This window comes from Chryseobacterium sp. KCF3-3, assembly GCF_045865955.1.
In the GTDB taxonomy this organism is placed as follows: Bacteria; Bacteroidota; Bacteroidia; order Flavobacteriales; family Weeksellaceae; genus Chryseobacterium.
The window spans coordinates 3,388,476-3,410,440 of sequence record NZ_AP035792.1 but is presented as its reverse complement, the minus strand read 5'-3'; the positions used below and the strand labels follow the sequence as shown (position 1 = coordinate 3,410,440).

Below are 21,965 nucleotides of genomic sequence, written 5' to 3'. Positions count from 1 at the left end.
AAACAAAGAGACTGCTCAAATTGAACAGTCTCTTTTTTCTATTTTTAAAAGAAATTATTTATTTCTTAATTGCTTTAACGGTTTGTTTAGATCCATCTTTCATATGCAGTACTACTAAATACATTCCTTCTTTCAGATCTTTCAAATGAAGCTCAGAGGAAGGTTTTTCAATTGTTTTAATCAATCTTCCGGTAGAATCCAGAATAGAAACTGATTTTACTTTATCTGGTTTTGCAATATTCAGTACGTTTGTAAATGGATTTGGATAAACCTCTATACTTTCTCCGTTTTTAGAAACTTCAGAAACCCCCAAAGTCCCTTTGGAAATAGTAATTGTAAAAGGAAATTCTAAATAATCCACGGTTGAACTTTCATTCCCAACATTCACATAATATACAGTTCCCGGAACAGTATCAATAGATATTGGTGTAGAATGCCAACCTCTGGTAATACAAGTTAAACTTCCACATCCTCCTTTATAAACTCCAACCTTAGGAAATTCATTTCCTATAGGTGATACTATAATTTTATGAGTAGAACCATCCCCTGTAAACGTAAACCATGTACCATCATTCATTGCCGGGCTACAAGTTGTAACAAATCCATTATTATTAGTTGCAGCTAACGCGTCTGTTTGTGTGTAACTATAAGGAAATACAGAAGCAACCAAAGCTCCGGAACAACTGTCATTAACTGGAACCGGCGGCAATGTTCCAATACATATATTAAATCCGACAACTTCACTTGGGTATCTAGTATTAAATACTCTTATATAATAAGTTTGGCCTATTGTAAGCCCGGAAACCCCACCCATACGATGTGAGCAATTAATACTTGTAAGGTTACCACAATCACCACTAAAAAGCTGAAAGTAGATTTCATTACCGAACTGCACCCCAAGAGAAACCAAATCTTTCAATTGAATCAAATGACCTGTTGCAGTGGCCGTAAACTTAAACCATACATCTCCCGGTTTTGCAACACCATTGCATGTAGGAGCTGATATATTCGACGCTGTAGCCCCCACTGTACTTCCAGCTGTTGCAACGGAACAATTCACATCAGAATTTACAGGCAAAGTAATTGCATTTATACATTCATCATTGGGAGGAGGTGGTGTATTATCTGTCCCTATACATATATCAAAATCCATAGCACTGGATTGTTGCGTCGAACTACTATAAACCCTTATATAATAAGTATCTCCTACTGTAAGATTATCTACAGCCAAAGCATTCAGATAAGAACAAGAAAGACTAGCTAAACTATTACAATCCCCCTTATAAACCTGAAAACGTAAAGTAGGAGCAAAAAATACCGGGACTTTATAGATAATATTGCTTAATTTAATAACATGCTTATTGCCTGTTGCTGTAAATTTGAACCATACATCATAATTAGGACTATTATAGCAAGTAACAGGTGACAGACTGGAATCTGTCGCGGATATAATGGTTCCTTGAGTAATGCTTGCACAATTCAAATCAGGATTTACAGGTAAGTCTATAGCATTTCCACATTCATCATTGACTGGTGGTGGCGGAAACGTTACCACGCATATATCAAAATTTTGAGCAGCACCATAATTAGCACGAGTAAACACTTTTACATAATAAGTTTCACCCGGAGTAAGATTACTTACTATTGAATAATATTGAGCTTCGTCGCTACATGCAATATTTGTTAAGTTACCACAACTTCCTTTAAAAACAGAAAAATATATAAACTTATTATTTACTGCTCCTACGGAGGTTATATTACTTAATTTAATCATATGTTTGGAAGCTATAGCAGTAAATTTATACCACACATCATTATGACTATAAGAATTAATACATGAATTCTGTCCCTGATTAGATACAGACGCCATCAAATTTGTACCAGGAGTAAAATTTGTACAATCTATAGTTGGGCTCACAACCAACTCCACAGCGTCTGCACATTCATCATTAGATGGAGTTAATGGTGCAGTTGTAAACTTGATATTAGCACAACCGTAGGATTCCCCTGTTGATCCTACTGCCGTCACCTTAAGATAATATGTGGTAGTCAGTGAAAGCGGAGACGATGGGGTGAAACTTGTTCCCGTTACAGACTGTTGATTTACCACATCAGTTCCTCCTGGTGTAGTCCCTATTGAAACTTTGTAACTTGTCGCTCCTTGTGATGCAGCCCAGGTAATCACGGGTGAAGTAGGTACAAGCACTTCATTATTAACAGGATAAGATACTGCAGGACATACTGGTAAAACACTCGGCTCCAAGCCCTTAAGAGTTATTACAGATTTATACGGCAAAACATTTCCCTGATTACTAGTAGAAGGATCTCCAAAACCAGGATTTAAAAGATAGCGCCCCCCTCCTTCTGTAGTATTGTAGACAAAAAATTGATTAGAAGGATTGTCGTTAGATACCTTTCCATGAACTGCAATTACTAAGTTCCGGACATTATCATATGCAAAAGGAGTCGTAAATGTTATATCTATAATTCCATTTACATTATAAATAGCACTAGAATAAACCTTTGTCATTTGTCCGCTTGAAATCCAGTTATCATTAGGCGCAAAGGTGGTTTTTGTAGTATGTCCTATATATACATCCCAACTTGACGAGTACGCTGGATTTGCAGATGAAGTTACATAAAATTTAAGCCCGGTAATATTTCCTGCGGCATCAGCATTAATTTCTTGCTTTGTAAAAATCTGCTGAGAATAGGACGTGCTATAATCTGTATTGACTGGAGCATTACCTGTATCTGTACTTCCTGCACCTAATTTGATTTGAGCACTTAGTACAATACTTACCATTAGTAAGCATAAAAATAAGATTTTCTTCATGTATAAGTTTTTGGTTATTAACACATCCACGAATTTACAATAATTTGAAACATCTTTTTTTAAGTTTAAAAAAAAAGAAATAATGATAGATCTATAGGCATCTACACCACAAATAACAATAAAAAACGACAGCCAAATAGCTGTCGTTTGATAGGATATAATTAATAAATTTTATCTCTTAATTGCTTTAATGGTTTGTTTAGATCCGTCTTTCATATTCAACACCACTAAATACATCCCTTCTTTCAGATCTCTCAATTGAAGTTCAGAGGAAGGATTATCAATGGTTTTCACCAATCTTCCGGAAACATCAACAATTGAAACAGATTTTACTTTAGAAGCATCTGAGATATTCAGAACATCTACAAATGGATTAGGATAAGCTTTAATCTCATTATTTTTCTTTTCAACCTCAGCTGTTGCAAGACCCGAACAACCTTGCGTTACTGAAATACTATAGTTACCAACTCTGGTTGCAGCATATCCTGTAAGCAAGATATAATACGTAGTACCAGCAACTCCTGTAAAGGTTAATGTCGGAGCATTATAAAGAGAAACTGTACATCCGGCATCAGCATATCCCACACCAGAACTATTACTGAAGCAAGTAAGCGAACCACAAGTACCTGTGTATACTCTTAGATATGCATCATATTGTGTACCACAAGCATCAATAGTAATAGGTCCATTTTCAGTAGCTTTTACTGTATACCAAACTCCTTTATAAGATGCAGTAGAACCTGTACTACCACATGATGAAGCAGGAAGGGTTTCATCACCCGCCAGTGCATTTACACCTTGAACCGTTCCGTTACAAGCTATAGCAGTTGCTGTATCACATGTATCATTAACGACAGGTGAAGGAGTAGTCACAGCAATCTGGAAATTAGATGTTGTAGTTGCCGTACTTGTAGAAGAATATACTCTTACATAATAAGTTTGACCTACTACAAGATTTTGTAACAATATGTTGGAATTTCCATAAGCACCATCAAAACAAGTCATAGCTGTTAAAGCCCCACATGCTCCAGAATATATCTGTGTACTTGTTGCATTATCAGTATATAAAACATGTACAAGATGCGTAGCAGCTGTTGCTGTAAACGAATACCAAACGTCATCATTGATTCCAGATGCACTACATGTAGGCGCTGTAACTCCTGAACTCTGAGTAGCACTTACAGTAGAACCGTTCACAGCGTTTAGGAAAGCATCAGTACTGCTCACAGAAAGAGCTGTAGCGTTTGCACAGTCGTCATTTGCAGGAGGTGGCGGAGGTGTACCAATACAAATATTGAAGCTATTAGCGTACAGCGTAGTACCATTCGTATTAGAATTATAAACTCTCACGTAATAAGTCTGACCTGCAGTAAGACCAGTAAGTGGAGTATTTACAGAAGTACCACATTTAATACTTGTCAAAGTACCGCAAGCACCACTGAACACCTGAGTATACAAACTCGTTGATGAAGAAGTTCCAACCGCAGTAACATTTGAAAGCATTACCATATGATCAGTACCTGTAGCTGTAAATTTATACCAAACATCATCATCAGCTGTTCCTGTACATGGACTTACTGCCAACCCTGAGTTAGTAGCACTTAAAGTTGTTCCCGATACAGGCGTAGCACATGCCAAAGTAGAGTTTACTGATAAGGAAACAGCAGCTGAACACTCATCATTAGCAGGAGCAGCAGGAAGTGTTCCCATACAGATATCAAAAGAATTTGCATAAAAACTCGCTCCTGAATTAGCATCATATGTATACACTCTTACATAATAAGTCTGACCTGCTGTAAGACCTGTTAAGTTTGTAAAGTTTGTATTTGAGCTGATACATGTAGTACTTACCAAAGCTCCACAAGCACCACTGAATACCTGAGCATACAAAGATGTAGTAGAAGCAGTTCCAACAGAAACTACATTCTTCAACTGGAAAGTATGACCAGTTCCTGTAGCTGTAAATTTATACCAAACATCATCATCAGCTGTTCCTGAACAAGATCCAAGAGCAACTCCTGAACTTGTTCCTCCTAAAGTTGTTCCCGATGTTATACTTGTACAGCTCATATCAGGATTGATGGTAATTGCCACTGCATTAGCACAGTCATCATTCGCTGGCGGCGGTGGCGGCGTACTTACACAAATATTAAAGCTAGCATTAGCCGTAACCGTAGTAGAGTAAGTATAAACTCTTACATAATAGGTCTGTCCCGGAGTAAGACCGGTAACAATATTTGTTTCAGCATCAGAACACAGTAGACTTGTAAAAGTACCACAGTTTCCTGACAATACCTGGAAATACATATCAGTAGTTCCTGTTGTAGTTCCAGTAGAAGTGATATTAGATATTGCTATTACATGACTTGCTGCTGTTGCAGTAAACTTATACCATACATCATCATTCGGGCCTCCGAAACAAGTACCTGCAGCCATAGATTCTGTAGCACCCAAAGTATTACCAGGAGTTGTAGCAGTACAAGTTAAAGAAGGATTTACTGTTACATCCACAGCACCTGAACAATTATCATTTACCGGAGGTATTACAGTAGTCGTGAAATTTCTTTCAGTACAACCTGTTGATACTACACCACCGTTATAAGCTGTAACAGTATAATAATATTGAGTTGTCGGATTCAGTTGCTGCGCAGGAGTAAGGGTATAAGTAGTAACATTTCCCATATCAAAATTACTCAAAACATTGGAAGCACCAGCAGACGTTCCGATACTTAATCTATATCCTAATGCTCCGCTTACAGCAGACCAAGAGAAAGTAGTTAATACAGGTACACCAATCTGAGCACTTGTAGGCGCGCTCACAGAAGGACATCCCAATGTAGCCATTGTTGTGAAAGATCTTTCAGCACATCCAGTAGATGTCCCTGCAGAATTTACAGCATATACTGTATAGTAATATTGAGTATTGAAACTCAAAGAACTGGTTAAAGTATAAGAATTAGTAATTCCTACATCCTGCATATTCATAATATTTGTTCCTCCAGGCGTTGTTCCTATGCTAATCTTATATGAGGAAGCATAGCTGGAAGCCGTCCAGGTAATCGTAGGCATTACAGAAACATTGGTTGCTGCAGCTGCAGGCGCAGAAACCGCCGGACAAGCTGGAGCTGCTGCCGGAGTAAGTCCCAAAAGACCTGTAACTGATTTTGTTGTTGTTCTTGATCCTGTTGGAGGTGATGCAGGATCCGGGTTCACAGTATCACTTCTATTATACAGCGTTGAATTAGAAGGTCCGGTATAGGTGTAGAATTTGTTTGTGGTTGCTGTATAATCAGCAGTATTCTCATCTATAGCAAACACAAGGTTATCTGTATTGTTATAAGCAAAAGGAGTTGTAAAATTAACAATCACCTCTCCTCCTGAAGCACTTACAGTACCAGCAAAAACCTGTGTCATTCCAGAAACAGGAATCCAATCCGACGTAGAAGAAAAGGAAGTTTTGGTAGTATGAGCTACATACACCACCCAATCTACAGATTTGGAAATATCAGCATTGTTTGGAAGATAAAACTTCATTCCGGTAATATTTCCGGCGGCACTCGCATTAATTTCACTTTTAGTAAAAATCTGCTGGGTGTAATTGTATCCGTAGTTGACATCAACCGGGACGTACCCGCCCTGGGACGTCCCACTGCCGAGTGTTACCTGGGCATTCATAATAGAAGCTATTAAAAATAGACTTAATAGTAGTAGTTTCTTCATAAAATAGTAATAATAAAGGTTAGGGCGGTAAATGTATAAATATTAATTCAAATTTTAAATGAAAAAAAACAAAAAATATCATAAAACCTTAAACAAAAACAAATAAAAACAACAATAAAACACAATAAAACTAAACATTTATTTAATTTTAATGATTATTTCGCAATATATTGAAAAATAATAAATAATTGAAAAACAGACACTTAAATACTATACAATCAAAATAGACTTCAGAAAATTTTTCTATTTAACATAAAAAAATATTTAAAATTTTTCACTAATATTGACAATATGCAAACAAAAAAAGAGTGACCTAAGCCACTCTTTTTTATTATAAGGTATTTTCTAGTTTAAGTAAAACTCATATTTATTAAGAAGTTGAATTTCTTTAATCAAATCTCCATTAAGATCCACTGAATGCTTCATAGACTGCACTTCAATATCAGAACCATCTTCCATGTTTTTAATAAAGAATTTCAGCTTTTGATTTCCTTTATTCCTGTCGAGAACTGTTCTGAAAAAGTCGAGATCTTCCCGTCTTACATCCATCACATCCATCACCAGAGAAATACTTTTTGCAAACCGCTCAAATGCTTCCTGAAGTTCTATCACATCATTTACATTCACAAAGACTCTTCCATCCTTTACCTGAGCAAATTTGATCTTAAAAATAACAAATCTCTGAACCTCCAGCTTCTCCTTCAATCTCATATAATCTCTGTCTCCCAACCTGAATGAATACGATCCGGAATAATCTTCCAGGGTAACAAAAGCTACTTTCTCACCACTTCTGAAGCCATCTTTCACCACATATTCCGTAATCAGGCCAGCAACAGTGTATTCTTTACCGCCGCCGCCATTTTCCCTTTCTTTCTGAAGGGTTTTCCAGTCTTTCTTTTTCTCTTCAAACAACTCTTCCTGTTTATTGGAAAAAGCCTGTTCTTTATAAGCATCTACCTCATCCAGATTCAGGAATAGGAAATTCCCTTTAGGCTCTGCTTTTTTTGTTACTTCCTCCACGACTTCCTCTTCACCTGCCACAACATCATCTGATACAATTTCCGTAAGATCTGCAGCATCATCCTGAGTATCCTGTTCCAAAATAGGCGCTTCATCCGTAACTACTTTATCTTCCTCATTTTTCTCAAGAACAGATTTTTTAGAAAGCTGCCCCTGCATAAACTGGAACTGATATTTAAACTCATCCAGTGGATGTGCAGAAAGATAGAAACCAATAATCTCCTTTTCTTTATTAAGCTTATGCATATTAGGCCATTCCGGACAAGGCGCTAATTTCGGCTGCTCAATCTGAACTTCTTCCGCAAAATCAGCAAATAAGGAATGCTCCATTTCGTTTTTGCTTTCCTGGAAGCTCTGTCCGTATCTGATAAGTCTTTCAAGGTTAGTCTTTCCAGCCATGTCAATATCAAAATACTGTCCTCTGTGGAAAGAATCCAGTTCATCAAAAGCTCCGGCAAGCACTAAACTTTCCGCTACCCTCTTATTCATCTGAGAAGGCATTATTCTTTCAAAGAAATCGTAAATATTTTTAAATCTTCCGTTTTCTCTTTCTCTTGTAATTCCTTCGCTTGGCCCTTCACCAATTCCTTTGATTGCTCCCAATCCGAAACGGATCTGCCCTTTTTCGTTTACGGAGAACTTGTATTGAGATTCGTTTACATCCGGTCCTAATACATCAACTCCCATACTCTTACAATCTTCCATGAACATGGTAATAGAATCCGTATTATTAATGTTATTACTCATTACACTCGCCATATATTCCGCAGGATAATTCGCTTTTAAATAAGCAGTCTGATAAGCAATAAACGCATAACAGGTTGAGTGAGATTTGTTGAAAGCATATTCCGCAAAGGCTTTCCAGTCATTCCAGATTTTCTCTAATCTTTCCTCATTCAGGTTGTTTTTTCTACCACCTTCAATGAATTTCGGGTACATTTTATTAAGAACATCAATCTGCTTTTTACCCATCGCTTTTCTCAAAGTATCGGCTTCACCTTTGGTAAAGTTGGCCAGTTTTTGAGATAAAAGCATTACCTGCTCCTGATAAACGGTAATCCCGTATGTTTCCTTTAAATATTCTTCTGTTTCCGGTAAATCGTAAACAATTTCTTCAATCCCATGCTTTCTGTTGATGAAGTTTGGAATATATTTAATCGGACCTGGACGGTACAAGGCGTTCATGGCAATAAGATCGGCAAAAACCGTTGGCTTAAGCTCCCTCATATATTTTTGCATCCCAGGACTTTCATACTGGAAAATCCCAACCGTTCTTCCTTCTTTGAACAACTGATACGTTTTGGTATCATCAAGCGGAATAAGATCCGGATCAATATCTATATCATATCTAGCTTTTACCAGCTTCAATGCATCTTTAATAATAGTCAGAGTTCTCAACCCCAGGAAGTCCATCTTCAGAAGTCCTGCACTTTCCGCAACGGAGTTATCAAACTGCGACACTAAGATATCAGCATCTTTCGCAGCAATGGTCACAGGAACCAGATTACTCACATCTTCAGGTGTAATGATTACTCCACAGGCATGAATTCCGGTATTTCTGATACACCCTTCCATCTTTTTGGCACTTGCCAAAACTCCATGTCGTGCATCATCAGGACTATCAAGAACATATCTCATTTCATCTACGAGCATCTGTTCTTCCGGTTTTAATTTATCATATTTTGCTAAAGCTTTCGCAATGTTCATCCCCGGACTCGGAGGAATCAGCTTAGCAATATTATTCGTGTCAGGAATCGGAACATCCAAAACTCTTCCGGCATCTTTAATAGCAGATTTTCCACCCAACACTGAGTAGGTAATAATCTGTGCTACCTGAGTTTTACCATACTTTTCAACTACCCATTTGATAATTTTATCTCGTCCTTCATCATCAAAGTCAATATCAATATCAGGCATGGAAACCCTTTCAGGATTCAGGAATCTCTCAAAAAGGAGATCATATTTAATCGGATCTACATTGGTAATTCCGATACAGTAAGCCACCGCAGATCCTGCAGCAGAACCCCTTCCAGGACCAACCCAAACACCCATATTACGAGCTTCGTTACAGAAATCCTGTACAATAAGGAAATATCCCGGATAACCGGTATTGGCAATTACTTCAAGCTCGAAGTCAAGACGTTCTTTAATTTCATCAGTAATCCCATCATATGGATCATATCTTCTTTTCGCTCCTTCATAGGTAAGATAGGTAAGATAAGCCATCTCTCCTCTTTTTCCTCCGTCTAGCTCATCTTCTGCGTGGATAAATTCTTCAGGAATATCAAACTTCGGAAGGAGAACGTCCCTTTTTAAAGTATATGGTTTAAACTTTGCTGTAAACTCTTCATAAGCATCAAAAGCATCAGGATAAGCTAAAAAAGCTTCTTTTATTTCTTCAGAATTTTTAATAAAATATTCACCTGTAGCCAACCCTCTTCTTTTACCAAATCCCTTACCAATAGGTGTTGTCAGCTTTTCACCATCTTTGATACAGCTTACAATATCCTGGATATTAGAATCATCTTTATTGGTGTAAAAAGTCTCGTTCTGAGCAAGAATTTTAACATCATATTTATCAGCCAGATATAAAAGAACCTCATTCAAATGCTCTTCTTCAGGCAGTTTGTGATTCTGAATCTGAACATAAAAATCATCTTCAAAAGTATCTTTCCACCATTTGAAAAGTTCTTCTCCTTTCTGCTCACCGGTATTTAAAATCGCATCAGGAATATCTCCCATAATTCCGGAAGTCAAAGCAATCACTCCTTCTTTATATTGGGCTATCAATTCTCTGCTCACCCTTGGAACCCCAAAATAAAATCCTTTCAGAAATCCTATACTGGAAAGCTTTGCCAGGTTTTTATAACCATTAAAGTCTTTTGCCAAAAGCACTACCTGCGTTCTCCTGTCCGGATCATCTTTGGTAAATTGCTTTTGTTCATAACGTTCTGAAATATAAAATTCGCAACCTACAACGGGTATAAGCGGTTCGGAAACAGGTTCGGCTTCATTAAACTCTGTTCCGTTTTCTTCTGCTTCCTGCTTTTTCGCCAGGTATTCTTTATGTTTCTTTGCTCTGTCTCCATTAGCTCCCTCTACTGCTGAAACAAACTTGAAAGCTCCCATCATATTTCCGAGATCCACCATTCCGACAGCCGGGAAGTTTTCATCAGAAGCTTTTTTAATCAAATCATTGATGCTAGAAGTAGCGGTAAGTGTTGAGAAAACACTGTGATTATCAAAATTGAAATATTTACCTAAATCAATTTCATCAATACTTCCGAAATCCTGTTGTTTTTTCTTATTATGAAAATCAGCAACCTGCCTTCTGATAACAATATTGAAAGGCTTAATCGGATCCGGATAAAGGCTTCTGAAATAAGCAAGCTGATCTTCTGAAATCTTTAAGGTTTCAGCGGGTACTACTCCAATTCTTACCATTTCAAAGAAAGCTCTGGCAGTAGCATTTACGTCGGCAGCAGCATTATGGGCTTCATCAAATTTGTTCCCATAAAGTTTTTCATAAAGTTCTTCAAGTTTCGGAGGTTTGAATCTCCCTCCACGTCCTCCACCAAGCTGACAGAAGTCGGTTCCCAAAATCATGGTATCTGCTTTGGGTTTTTCCTGAAGATTATCTTTCAGATTTTTTCTATAAAATTCTGCCCCTACAATATTATAGTCGAATTCTACATTATGTCCGGAAACCACCCTTACCCTTTCGAGAACTTTAGAAAATTCTTCAAGAATCTCCTGAAGATCCCGTCCTTCTTCATTGGCAATCTTGGTTGTAATTCCGTGAATACGTGCTGCGTTGAAGGGAATATCGTACCCTTCAGGTTTTATTATATAATCCTGGTTTTCAATCAAGTTCCCGTCATCATCGTGCACTTGCCATGCAATCTGAACCATTCTTGGCCAGTTATCCGAGTCTGAAAGCGGAGCGTTGAAATTTTTTGGTAAACCGGTTGTTTCTGTGTCAAAAATTAAATACATATAATGTTCTAACTTTTTTATAAAAAGAGAATGTAAAGTTACTTCATTTTTTCCAATTATTATTTTATGACCACGATACAATAAATCAATAATATTCAAAACAAATCAAATGGACACTTTCCCAATAATAACTCCATTTTTTTAAGTTAAATTAAAATAATATTAAAAAATTAGAGTTATATAATAAAACACTACTGACTATTAAAATTTTACTATAATTTTGATTCAATATACTTTTTAACAATTTACCATCTAAAATGAAGAAACAATTACTTTTAATTAGTTCTTTTGCTATTTCACTATTAAGTGCCCAAAATAACGAAGAATTAAACAGACAGTTTGAAAAACAGAGAATAGAGAACAATGCTAAGTTTGATACTTATATAGCTAAGCGGTTTGGCTCCGACAGAAGCCCTGAAACTTTAAAGAAAATTGAATTACAGAGAGCCACTTTGGCAGGTTTTCTACCTGATAACAAACCTTATTTCTTACAGGCTCAAGATGCTGACCAAATTAAAAATTCCAATTCTGATTTTTTACAGGGAGGAACCATCACAGGATTAACAGGATCTTTTAACGGAGAAGGCATTAAGTTTACTATTTTTGACGGGAGTACTTCTTCAGGGGTAGCAAGAGTATTTGCAGGCCATGTATTTTTCAACAACCTTCCTAACAGAATAACGAATAAAGAAAGCAGTACAGTTAATTACGGCGACCATGCGACTGCTGTTTCCAGCTTTATAGGAGCTAAGGACTATCCATATACTGTAACTTTTAACGATGGTACAACAAGACAAGTTAACTTCAAAGGGATTGCTCCTAACTCTACAATAGATGCATATGCTTTTGGAACCTCTATATTAGATGGAGAAACTACACAAAAGACTGTCTATCAAAAAATCACACAAGCCCAACCTAACATTTCCAACCATTCATACGGAAGTAATCAGGGATGGGCAGACCCTCAGTTGATTAACAATGAACCTTCATGGGTATGGAACGGTGCTTTTGCCAGCCCTAATACCACTTTCGATGCTCAGGGTACTTACCACACCGATGACCGTAATTACGATCAAATTGTATACAACAATCCATCATATATCATTATAAAATCAGCTGGAAATTCTTTCGGCAATGGGCCTAGTTCTGCTACCAGTACATATAAAAAATACTACACAGACAACAGCGGTAATCTGGTTGAATTTGCGCCAACTGACACACTACCTCAAAGCAATTGTGCACAAGGATATGATTGTATAGGGATTGGTTCTTTAGGAAAAAACATAATTGTTGTAGGAGCTACTGATAAAATTACAACTAACAGCGGAAGGTATACTGCCTCTTCAGATGTTATCCACTCCAGCTATAGTAGTGCAGGACCAAGAGATGACGGAGGTATTAAACCGGATATTACAGCTGTGGGAACAGAAGTTGCCAGCGCATGGACTGATAACAATGCGACAGGAGGCAGTAAAATTGATATAGGAGATGGTACTTCTTATTCCGCTCCTGTAGTAACTGGTATTGTGGGACTTTGGACTCAGATTAATAAACAACTATTTGCAGGAGGCTTATTAAATGCTGCATCAGCCAAAACTCTAATGATACACTCTGCAAAAGAAGCAGGTAATATTGGCCCTGACCCGCAATTCGGATGGGGATTCATTGATGCTAAAAAAGGAGCAGAACTCCTTGTAGGGAAATCCAACAACAGTATTATTTTTAATGATGAAACTTTAAATAGCGGAGTTGCGAATGTAAAAACCGTAAAAGCATCAGCTTCAGAACCGTTAAAAGTAACAATATCCTGGATAGATCCTGAGTTCACCAACTTTACTAATCAATGGAGTAATATCTACAATAACCGAAACTCCAAGTTGATTAATGATTTGGATCTCAAAATTACAGATACCACTACAAACACGGTATACTATCCATGGAAACTGGATGCTAACAATCCAATGACTCCCGCTACCAAAGGAGACAATACAGTAGATAACGTAGAACAGGTTGTAGTAGACGCTCCGGTTGCAGGAAGAACTTATAAAATAGAGATCACCAATAAAGGCATACTGAAAAACAACACGGGTGGGAATGCCCCTCAAAACTATTCTGTTATCGTAACAGGATTTACCGAAGTATTGGGAACTAAAGAAGCCGGATTTGCAATGGATGCTGTAACCGTAGCTCCAACTGTTGTAAAAGACTTTACCAATATATTAAAAGCGCCTAAAAAGTCTACTTTTAATGTTTACGATCTTTCGGGTAAAAAATTACAGACAGGTATCATTAACAATGATAAAGAAGCAGTAGATTTATCCGCTTACACAAAAGGAATTTACATCATTGAAGTAAAAACAGACAAAGATGTTATTTCTAAAAAAGTGATCAAGGAATAACCTATATCAACAAAGATTTTACACAAAATACTAACAGTTGTTAGTATTTTGTTTTTTTATGTATATTTGCTTCCTATGGAAAATGCACTTCACGAAAAAGTTTCTCAGGATATATTACTCAAAGCGTATAATCATATGATGCTGGCGAAAGCCATGGCAGACATCTACGAAGAAAACAGAAATGTATGCAAATACGTTCACAGTACTTCCAGAGGTCACGAAGCTATTCAGCTTGCAACGGCTTATCAGCTAAAGAAAGAAGACTGGGTTTCTCCTTATTACAGAGACGAAAGTATTCTTTTAGGAATTGGCTTTGAACCTTATCAATTAATGCTTCAATTACTAGCCAAAGCTGATGATCCTTTTTCGGGAGGAAGATCTTATTATTCACACCCTTCAAGTAGGGATGAAAACAAGCCAAAAATTGTTCACCAGAGTTCTGCCACAGGAATGCAGACCATTCCTACGACAGGAGTAGCACAGGGTATCAAATACATTCAGGATTTCAACCTTCAGAATTTTGAAAATAATCCTGTTGTGGTTTGTAGTCTTGGAGATAATTCTGTGACAGAAGGTGAAGTGAGTGAAGCTTTACAATTTGCCGCTTTACACCAGCTTCCTATTATCTTCCTGGTTCAGGATAACGAATGGGGAATTTCCGTAACAAAAGACGAGGCAAGAACCTGTGACGCTTATGATTTTGTAGCTGGATTTACCGGATTAAGCAGAATGAGAGTAGACGGAACTGATTTCGTGGAAAGTTTTGAAGCCATGAAAAAAGCCGTAGACTTTGTAAGAACAGAAAGAAAACCGTTGGTTGTCTGTGCAAAGACTGTATTGATCGGACATCACACTTCAGGAGTAAGAAGAGAATTCTATAGAGACGAAGAAGATTTAACAAAACACAGAGCTAAAGATCCGGGAGAAATCCTTAGAAAATATTTACTGGAAGCAGGTGTAGACGAAGATCTTTTAAAACAAATCACTAAAAAGGCTCGTCTTGAAGCAGAAGAAGCTTTCGAAAAAGCTAAAAACGCAGAAGATCCAAAGCCTGAAACCGTAATGCAGCACGTTTTTGCTCCTACTCCAATTACAGAGGAAACAGGAACACGTGAACCTGCTAACGGAGAAAAAATCGTAATGGTAGACGCTGCCATCCACGCGATACAGGAATTGATGTGGAAACACCCAGAAGCTCTTCTTTACGGGCAGGATGTAGGAGAAAGAATTGGTGGAGTTTTCCGTGAAACGGTTACTTTAGGAAAAAAATTCGGTAGCAAGAGAGTATTCAATACGGCTATTCAGGAAGCGTATATCATTGGGTCTACAGCGGGAATGAGTGCTGTTGGACTAAAACCAATTGTTGAGGTTCAGTTTGCTGATTATATTTATCCTGGAATCAACCAGCTCATTACTGAGATTTCAAAATCAAGTTATTTAAGTGGCGGAAAATTCCCAGTAAGCAACATCATCCGTGTTCCTATCGGAGCCTATGGAGGTGGTGGTCCTTACCACAGCGGAAGTGTTGAAAGTATCTTAGCCAATATCAAAGGAATCAAAATAGCATATCCAAGTAACGCTGCCGATTTTAAAGGATTATTAAAAGCAGCCTATTACGATCCGAACCCGGTAGTAATGCTGGAGCATAAAGGATTATACTGGAGTAAAGTTCCGGGAACTGAAGATGCTAAAACTATAGAACCTGCTGAAGACTATGTTCTTCCATTCGGAAAAGGTAAAGTGATCATTGAAGCTGATAAAGATGAAACTGAAAAAGGCAGAACTTTATTAGTGGTTACTTACGGTATGGGAGTTTACTGGGCTAAAGAAGCAGCCAAAAATTTCAACGGAAGAGTTGAAGTGATTGATTTAAGAACATTAATTCCTCTGGATGAAGAGCTTGTTTTTGAAAGAGTAAAAGCGCACGGAAAGTGTATCGTTCTTACAGAAGAACAACTCAACAACTCTTTTGCAGAAGCATTTGCTCATCGTATTTCTAAAAACTGTTTCAAGTATCTTGATGCTCCGGTAGAAACGATGGGATCCCTGGATGTACCTGCCGTTCCAATCAATCTGGTGCTGGAAAAAGAAATGCTTCCGAATGCTGAAAAGCTCAGCAGTAAGATCGAAGAAATGCTGAAATATTAATTTTATATAAACTTAAAACCTCTAAAAATATTTAGAGGTTTTTTTATGCAATTTTTTCACTACTTTTATTTAAGATTATCAATCTCAATTCTAGTCGATTATCAACCAACAAAACACAATTATCCATTATCTGAGAGGTACTATGAAATACAATTAATCCCAGTTTGGTATTTATTTTGTCTATACACGCAAAACACATCCATTTTTATGATCACAACCAAATACGTCAACTATAAACAGGTTCTCAATCTTGCCGGTGTACATCTTATCCTTATCTCTATCTGGTGTACATTGATTGCTGTTTTCTTTTATTTCTTTAACTGGCACTGGATGACGATTCCATGGGTTCCTGTTGCACTTATTGGTACAGCAGAAGCATTCCTTGTAGGTTTTAAAAACAACCAGGCCTATGACAGACTTTGGGAAGCCAGAAAAATATGGGGCGGAATTGTGAATTCCAGCCGTTCATTTGCGTCTATGGTATATGCTTTCGATACCAAAAATGAAGAAATTGGAGTTTTTGATCTCGAAGACCGTAAGAGAAGAATCGTTTACCGCCATATTGCATGGTTATATACTTTCCGTGAACAGCTTTTAGTCCCTACAGAATGGGAACACATCAGTACAGAAAATAATAAATTCGGGAATATCAACCTGAGAAGAAACAGATTAATCAAGGCTGGTTTTCCTGATTACGGAAGAGCCCCTATTTTCCTTCACAAATATCTTTCGGAGGAAGAATATGAACTTAAAAACGATTATAAAAACTTCGCCACGTATTTAGTTGCCCAACAGGCAAAAGACATCAATGAGCTGAAAAATATGAATGCCATCACAGAATTCAACCAGACTCAGCTTCAAAACAGCCTGAATGAATTCTATAATTTCCAGGGACAGGCAGAAAGAATCAAGAAGTTTCCTTCTCCAAGACAGTTTGCCAGCACAGCTTTTGTTTTCAATATTCTTTTTATCATGCTGCTGCCACTAGGATTAGTGAATGAGTTTGCAAAACTTGGTGATTGGGGAATCTGGACCTCCATTCCTTTCTGTATCATCATCGGATGGATTTATATCATTATGGAGCTGGTGGGAGATTATTCTGAAAACCCTTTTGCAGGATTAATGTTTGATGTTCCGATGCTTTCAATCTGCAGAACCATTGAAATAGACCTTCTTCAGATGAGCGGAGAAACAGAGCTTCCTGATCCTATTTCTTCCAAAAACGGAGTTTTGGTCTAACTTCTTTAATCATATTCAAAACTTAAAATTCATATCAAAAGCATTGTAAAAAACTTTAAAATATTCTTTAAAACATATTCAAAAAGTTCATTGTTTTTCATAATTTAGAAGCATTGAAAGCACAAGCTATATTGATTCATCCGAATCGATTTAGCTTTTACTTTTTTCATCAACTAATAATTTTATCCTTCCTTTTGTAAACAATGAACTCCAAGCAACTTCTGCAGGCTATCACAATGCTATGTCTTACCCTCTTCTGTACTAAAGTGAAGTCGCAGGCCGCCTACAACCAAGAACTACCTAAAGAATTCAAAGACCAATTCACCAAAGAAATTAATGACAGTATTCCTTCTCTGGGATCTTTTATTGTTTCCCAGAATAATAAGGTAATTTATGAGCAGTATTTCCATGGAGCTAATAAAGAAACTATATTCAGTATAAAATCTGTTACCAAAAGTATTGTCTCTGTACTGGCAGGCATCGCACAGGATAAAAACATACTTCCTAACCTCAATACTCCGGTTTTAAAAATTCTTCCGGAATACAATATATCGAGAAGTAGTTTCAAAAACATTTCCAATATTGAAGGAAAGGTGGCTCATGATTCCATCAGAAATACATTAACATTAAAAAATCTGCTGACCATGCAGGGTGGTTTTGACTGGGTTGAAAATTCAAAAATTTCAACAGCCATGTTGTTTTCCGGTGATCCTGTAAAGTTTGTACTGGATCTTCCTTTTGAAGAATATCCGGGGACAGTCTTCAATTATAACAGTGGTGAAACCCATCTTTTTGGAGCAGCGTTGGCAAAAATTGTAAAAACGAATTTGAAGCAATTTGCCACAGAAAATCTTTTCAGGCCATTAAAGATGAATATTCCACGATGGGACACAGACTCCATGAACAGGAATATTGCAGGTTCGGAAATGTTTATGAAACCTGAAGACATGCTGAAGTTTGGTACAATGATTCTGAACAACGGAAAATTTAGCGGCAAACAGATCGTCTCTTCAAAATGGATTCAGGAATCTACTTCTGAACAGGTAAAACTGGATGCCTGGGATGTAATGCCGAATGCCGACGGTTACGGCTATTACTGGTGGCGAAGAAAGACCAACGGACATCAGGCCTTCGTAGCCACCGGCTATGGCGGGCAGCTTATCTGCGTTATTCCTGATTTAAAAATGGTTATCGTGACCACTTGTTTTTTAAATGACAAAAACAAAGGCAGAACCGAGATTAAAAGACTTCATTATTTCATCGATAAAATGACAAAAACAGATCAATAATTGAATGTCAAATCATTGATAGTCTATAATATGATGGCCGTCGTATTTTTCACTTCAGAAATCATAAATGAGCTGTGTGTACTTGCGATGTGCTGAAGCGTCGTAAGCTTTGTGAGCATAAAACTGCGGTAATCTTCAATATCTTTCACACCAATTTTAAGGATATAATCATAGTCACCGCTTACATGAAAGCACTCTGTCACTTCCTGAAGATCCATCACCTCCTTTTCAAACTGCAGTACAAATTCTTTTTTATGCTGACTTAGTTTCACATGACATAAAACTATAAAATTTTTCTTAACTTTACTCTTGTCCAGCAAGGCTACATATTTTGAAATAACACCAGCATTTTCAAGCTTTTTTACACGCTCATAAATTGCTGTAACCGACAATCCAAGCTTACCGGACAGCTCTTTGGTGGTTTGCTTACAGTCTTCCTGTAAAAAAAGTAACAGTTTCTTATCTGTTTCGTCAAGTTCCATAGATATTTTTTTGGTAAAAATTTAATAATATCGAAGATACTAAATATTTTTTCTAAATAAACAATATTTTACAGTTTTATATTCTATAAATTCAAATTTATATTGTAATTATTAAGAAATTAATGCAAATTGGAACGATAAAATAAAAACAATATTTATGGAAAACTTTAACGCAGCCAATGAGATCCAGGATCTTCAGTATTTTGGTGAATTCGGAGGAGTGAATCCTTCTATCTCTGATAGCTCTACCTATACGTTCCTTTCTGCAAAGACCATGTTTGATACTTTCGAAGGAAATGCAGAAGGATGTTATCTGTATTCCAGACATTCATCACCGATGAATCTTTATCTGGCTCAGGCTCTTGCCAAGATGGAAAACACAGAATCTGCCAACGTTACGGCATCCGGAATGGGAGCTATTACTTCCGTTTTGATGCAGGTGTGCAAAAGTGGAGACCATATTATTTCAAGCCGAACGATCTACGGAGGAACTTATGCTTTTCTTAAAAATTTCTTCCCTCAATTCAATGTAGCGACTACTTTTGTTGACATCAACAATTTTGAATCTATAGAAAAAGCAATCACTCCCAATACCAAAGTTATTTATTGTGAAAGTGTGAGCAATCCGTTGCTTGAAGTAGCAGACCTTAGAAAACTTTCTGAAATCTGTAAAAAACACAACCTGAAACTGATTGTAGACAATACCTTCTCTCCTCTTTCTATCTCTCCGACATTATTCGGGGCTGATGTGGTGATTCACAGTTTAACAAAGTTCATCAACGGAAGCAGTGATACGGTAGGAGGAGTATATTGTGCTAGCCAGGCATTTATTGATGACACTAAAAATGTCAATTCCGGCGCATGTATGCTTCTTGGTCCAACGATGGACAGCTTAAGATCTTCAAGTATCTTAAAAAACCTGAGAACATTACATATCAGAATCAAACAGCATAGCCACAATGCCATGTATCTGGCTGAAAGATTCGAAAAAGATGGCTTAAAAATATCCTATCCTGGCTTACCATCTCATAAAAACCATGAATTAATGAAAAGCATGATTCATGAAGAATACGGATATGGAGGATTATTAACTCTGGATGCCGGAACAACAGAAAAAGCAAACGAACTGATGGAGCTGATGCAGGCAGAAAACCTAGGATATCTTGCCGTAAGCTTAGGGTTCTATAAAACCTTATTCTCATGCTCAGGAAAATCTACCTCATCTGAAATCCCTGAAGAAGAGCGAGCTTCCATAGGAATTTCTGACGGACTGATCAGATTCTCTATTGGTCTAGACCACGATATCAAAAGAACTTATCATAAAATGAAGGAATGTATGTTGAAAGTAGGAGTTCTTAACCACCATGAAAACATTTCTACCATCTAAATTTATTGTAAAAAGGCTGTTTCGTTTGAAACAGCCTTTTTTTATTTTCTTAATTTATAATTCCAACCGTTTAGATTCCTTCGGAATGACAAGCTGAACGGGTAAAAACTATTCACAAAGACTATCCCCATAGTTTGTCATTCCGTAGGAATCCATACAGCAATAGTTTTCAAATAGTAAATGATGATAATAGAACTGAGACTTCTACGGAATGGCAAAGATTGTGAATAATTACAAGCAAAAAATTCAATAGGAATGGGCTTTAGCCCATTTATCAAAAAAGAATTCATTCGACCGGCTTTAGCCAAAACTTAAAACTATTTCTTATAATAATGATGCGGAAAAGCATCCTCAGGCTTCATTCTGAAAACATTCAATAAAATCCATGATTTCAGGAAACCATATCCGTAAGAAAACATCTGAATATAGGTGGAAATAACTGCCATTCCGGCAATGCTGATATTTTTAGTCAACAATAAAGCATGGAACAATACTAAAAAGGTATACAATCCGTAAAAAGCAAGGATGATTCCTCTTCCCATTATAAAGTATTCCAAAAAGCCCATCAAATATCCTAACATGAATAAGGTAGGAAATGCAAAGGAAATCTTCACATAATTGGGGTGTCTCTGATTAAGAATCGGTCTTGCACAGCCAAATTGGTAGACCTGCTTGGAGAATTTCCCAAAATCAACCCTACGTTTGTGATATACAGCAATATCATCAAAAAAAGCAGTGGTAAAACCATTTTCCCAAAGCGTCATGGAAAGATCCGGATCCTCACCTATCCTCATCTCTGAAAATCCGCCTACTTTTTCAAAAACAGCCTTTTTCACCCCCATATTAAAACTTCTGGGTTGAAATTTCGAAACAGCTTTCTTACTTCCTCTGATTCCTCCGGTTGTAAAAACAGAAGTCATAGAATACGAAATAGCCTTCTGCATCAGATTAAATCCTTTATGCGCTTTATCCGCTCCTCCAAACGCATCACAAGGAATGGTAAGAATATCGTTTTTAATATGTTCTATATAATCTTTTTCAACGATGACATCACTGTCTACAAATACCAGCCATTCGTTAGCGGCTCTTGCTGCCCCATAATTTCTTGTCAGTCCGGGACCAGAGTTATCCTTTTTGAAATATTTAATATCCAGGATTCCATCAAAATTTTCAATGGTAGGTTTCAGGTCGATTAAAGAACCATCATCCACAATAATGATCTCAAACTCCTTATCTGTCTGCTGAGTAAGAGAAGTCAGCAACTCGAAAAGTTCATCTTTTCGGTTGTAAATGGCAACGACAATAGAAATAGTAGGTTTCAAATTGAAAATTTTTCAAAATTACTTATTCGCAGAACAACCTACAAACAGTTTAACAGCTTATTCAGATAAATTAACGATAGAGAATTTTATCTGCCTTACTACATGGAGATTACAAATGAAATTCTGA

Annotated in this window: 10 protein-coding genes; 5 read left to right on the top strand and 5 right to left on the bottom strand. The window is 37.1% G+C overall.

Annotation, left to right across the window (positions count from 1 at the left end; genetic code table 11):
* Positions 1-58: 58 nt before the first annotated feature.
* The 3 genes from ACKTTZ_RS15370 to dnaE form a co-directional block, all read right to left on the bottom strand.
* Positions 59-2,806: a T9SS type A sorting domain-containing protein gene (locus ACKTTZ_RS15370; RefSeq protein WP_034695293.1), complete on the bottom strand. Its 2,748-nt coding sequence runs from the start codon at positions 2,804-2,806 to the stop codon at positions 59-61.
* A 201-nt stretch (positions 2,807-3,007) separates the two neighbouring features.
* Positions 3,008-6,556, bottom strand: a complete 3,549-nt coding sequence (locus tag ACKTTZ_RS15365) for a T9SS type A sorting domain-containing protein (RefSeq protein WP_407845959.1) — start codon at positions 6,554-6,556, stop codon at positions 3,008-3,010.
* 345 nt (positions 6,557-6,901) lie between these two features.
* Positions 6,902-11,572 carry a DNA polymerase III subunit alpha gene (gene dnaE, locus ACKTTZ_RS15360; protein WP_407845958.1) on the bottom strand — a complete coding sequence of 1,557 codons (4,671 nt, stop codon included), beginning with the start codon at positions 11,570-11,572 and terminating at the stop codon, positions 6,902-6,904.
* Between the two features lie 257 nt (positions 11,573-11,829).
* Here dnaE and ACKTTZ_RS15355 point away from each other — a divergent pair, with 257 nt between their 5' ends.
* The 4 genes from ACKTTZ_RS15355 to ACKTTZ_RS15340 all read left to right on the top strand — a co-directional run bounded on the left by ACKTTZ_RS15355 (position 11,830) and on the right by ACKTTZ_RS15340 (position 18,647).
* The gene (locus ACKTTZ_RS15355) at positions 11,830-13,971 is read left to right on the top strand and encodes a S8 family peptidase (protein WP_253317200.1); all 2,142 of its coding nucleotides are present in this window, start codon (positions 11,830-11,832) and stop codon (positions 13,969-13,971) included.
* Between the two features lie 75 nt (positions 13,972-14,046).
* On the top strand, positions 14,047-16,119 hold the full coding sequence (locus tag ACKTTZ_RS15350) for a thiamine pyrophosphate-dependent enzyme (RefSeq protein WP_034695285.1): 2,073 nt from the start codon (positions 14,047-14,049) through the stop codon (positions 16,117-16,119).
* A 207-nt stretch (positions 16,120-16,326) separates the two neighbouring features.
* On the top strand, positions 16,327-17,358 hold the full coding sequence (locus ACKTTZ_RS15345; protein ID WP_034695280.1) for a bestrophin family protein: 1,032 nt from the start codon (positions 16,327-16,329) through the stop codon (positions 17,356-17,358).
* Positions 17,359-17,561: 203 nt separating this feature from the next.
* Positions 17,562-18,647 carry a serine hydrolase gene (locus ACKTTZ_RS15340; RefSeq protein ID WP_034695279.1) on the top strand — a complete coding sequence of 362 codons (1,086 nt, stop codon included), beginning with the start codon at positions 17,562-17,564 and terminating at the stop codon, positions 18,645-18,647.
* 23 nt (positions 18,648-18,670) lie between these two features.
* Here ACKTTZ_RS15340 and ACKTTZ_RS15335 read toward each other — a convergent pair whose 3' ends face one another.
* Positions 18,671-19,129 (bottom strand): Lrp/AsnC family transcriptional regulator, encoded by a 459-nt coding sequence (locus tag ACKTTZ_RS15335; RefSeq protein WP_034695278.1) that lies wholly within the window; start codon positions 19,127-19,129, stop codon positions 18,671-18,673.
* A 157-nt stretch (positions 19,130-19,286) separates the two neighbouring features.
* On the opposite strand from ACKTTZ_RS15335, the gene ACKTTZ_RS15330 reads away from it, so the two are divergent.
* On the top strand, positions 19,287-20,516 hold the full coding sequence (locus ACKTTZ_RS15330; RefSeq protein ID WP_034695275.1) for an aminotransferase class I/II-fold pyridoxal phosphate-dependent enzyme: 1,230 nt from the start codon (positions 19,287-19,289) through the stop codon (positions 20,514-20,516).
* A gap of 317 nt (positions 20,517-20,833) precedes the next feature.
* On the opposite strand, the gene ACKTTZ_RS15325 is transcribed toward ACKTTZ_RS15330, so the two are convergent.
* A complete protein-coding gene (locus ACKTTZ_RS15325) occupies positions 20,834-21,838 on the bottom strand; it encodes a glycosyltransferase (RefSeq protein WP_407845957.1) in 1,005 nt (334 codons plus the stop codon).
* Between the last annotated feature and the right edge of the window lie 127 nt (positions 21,839-21,965).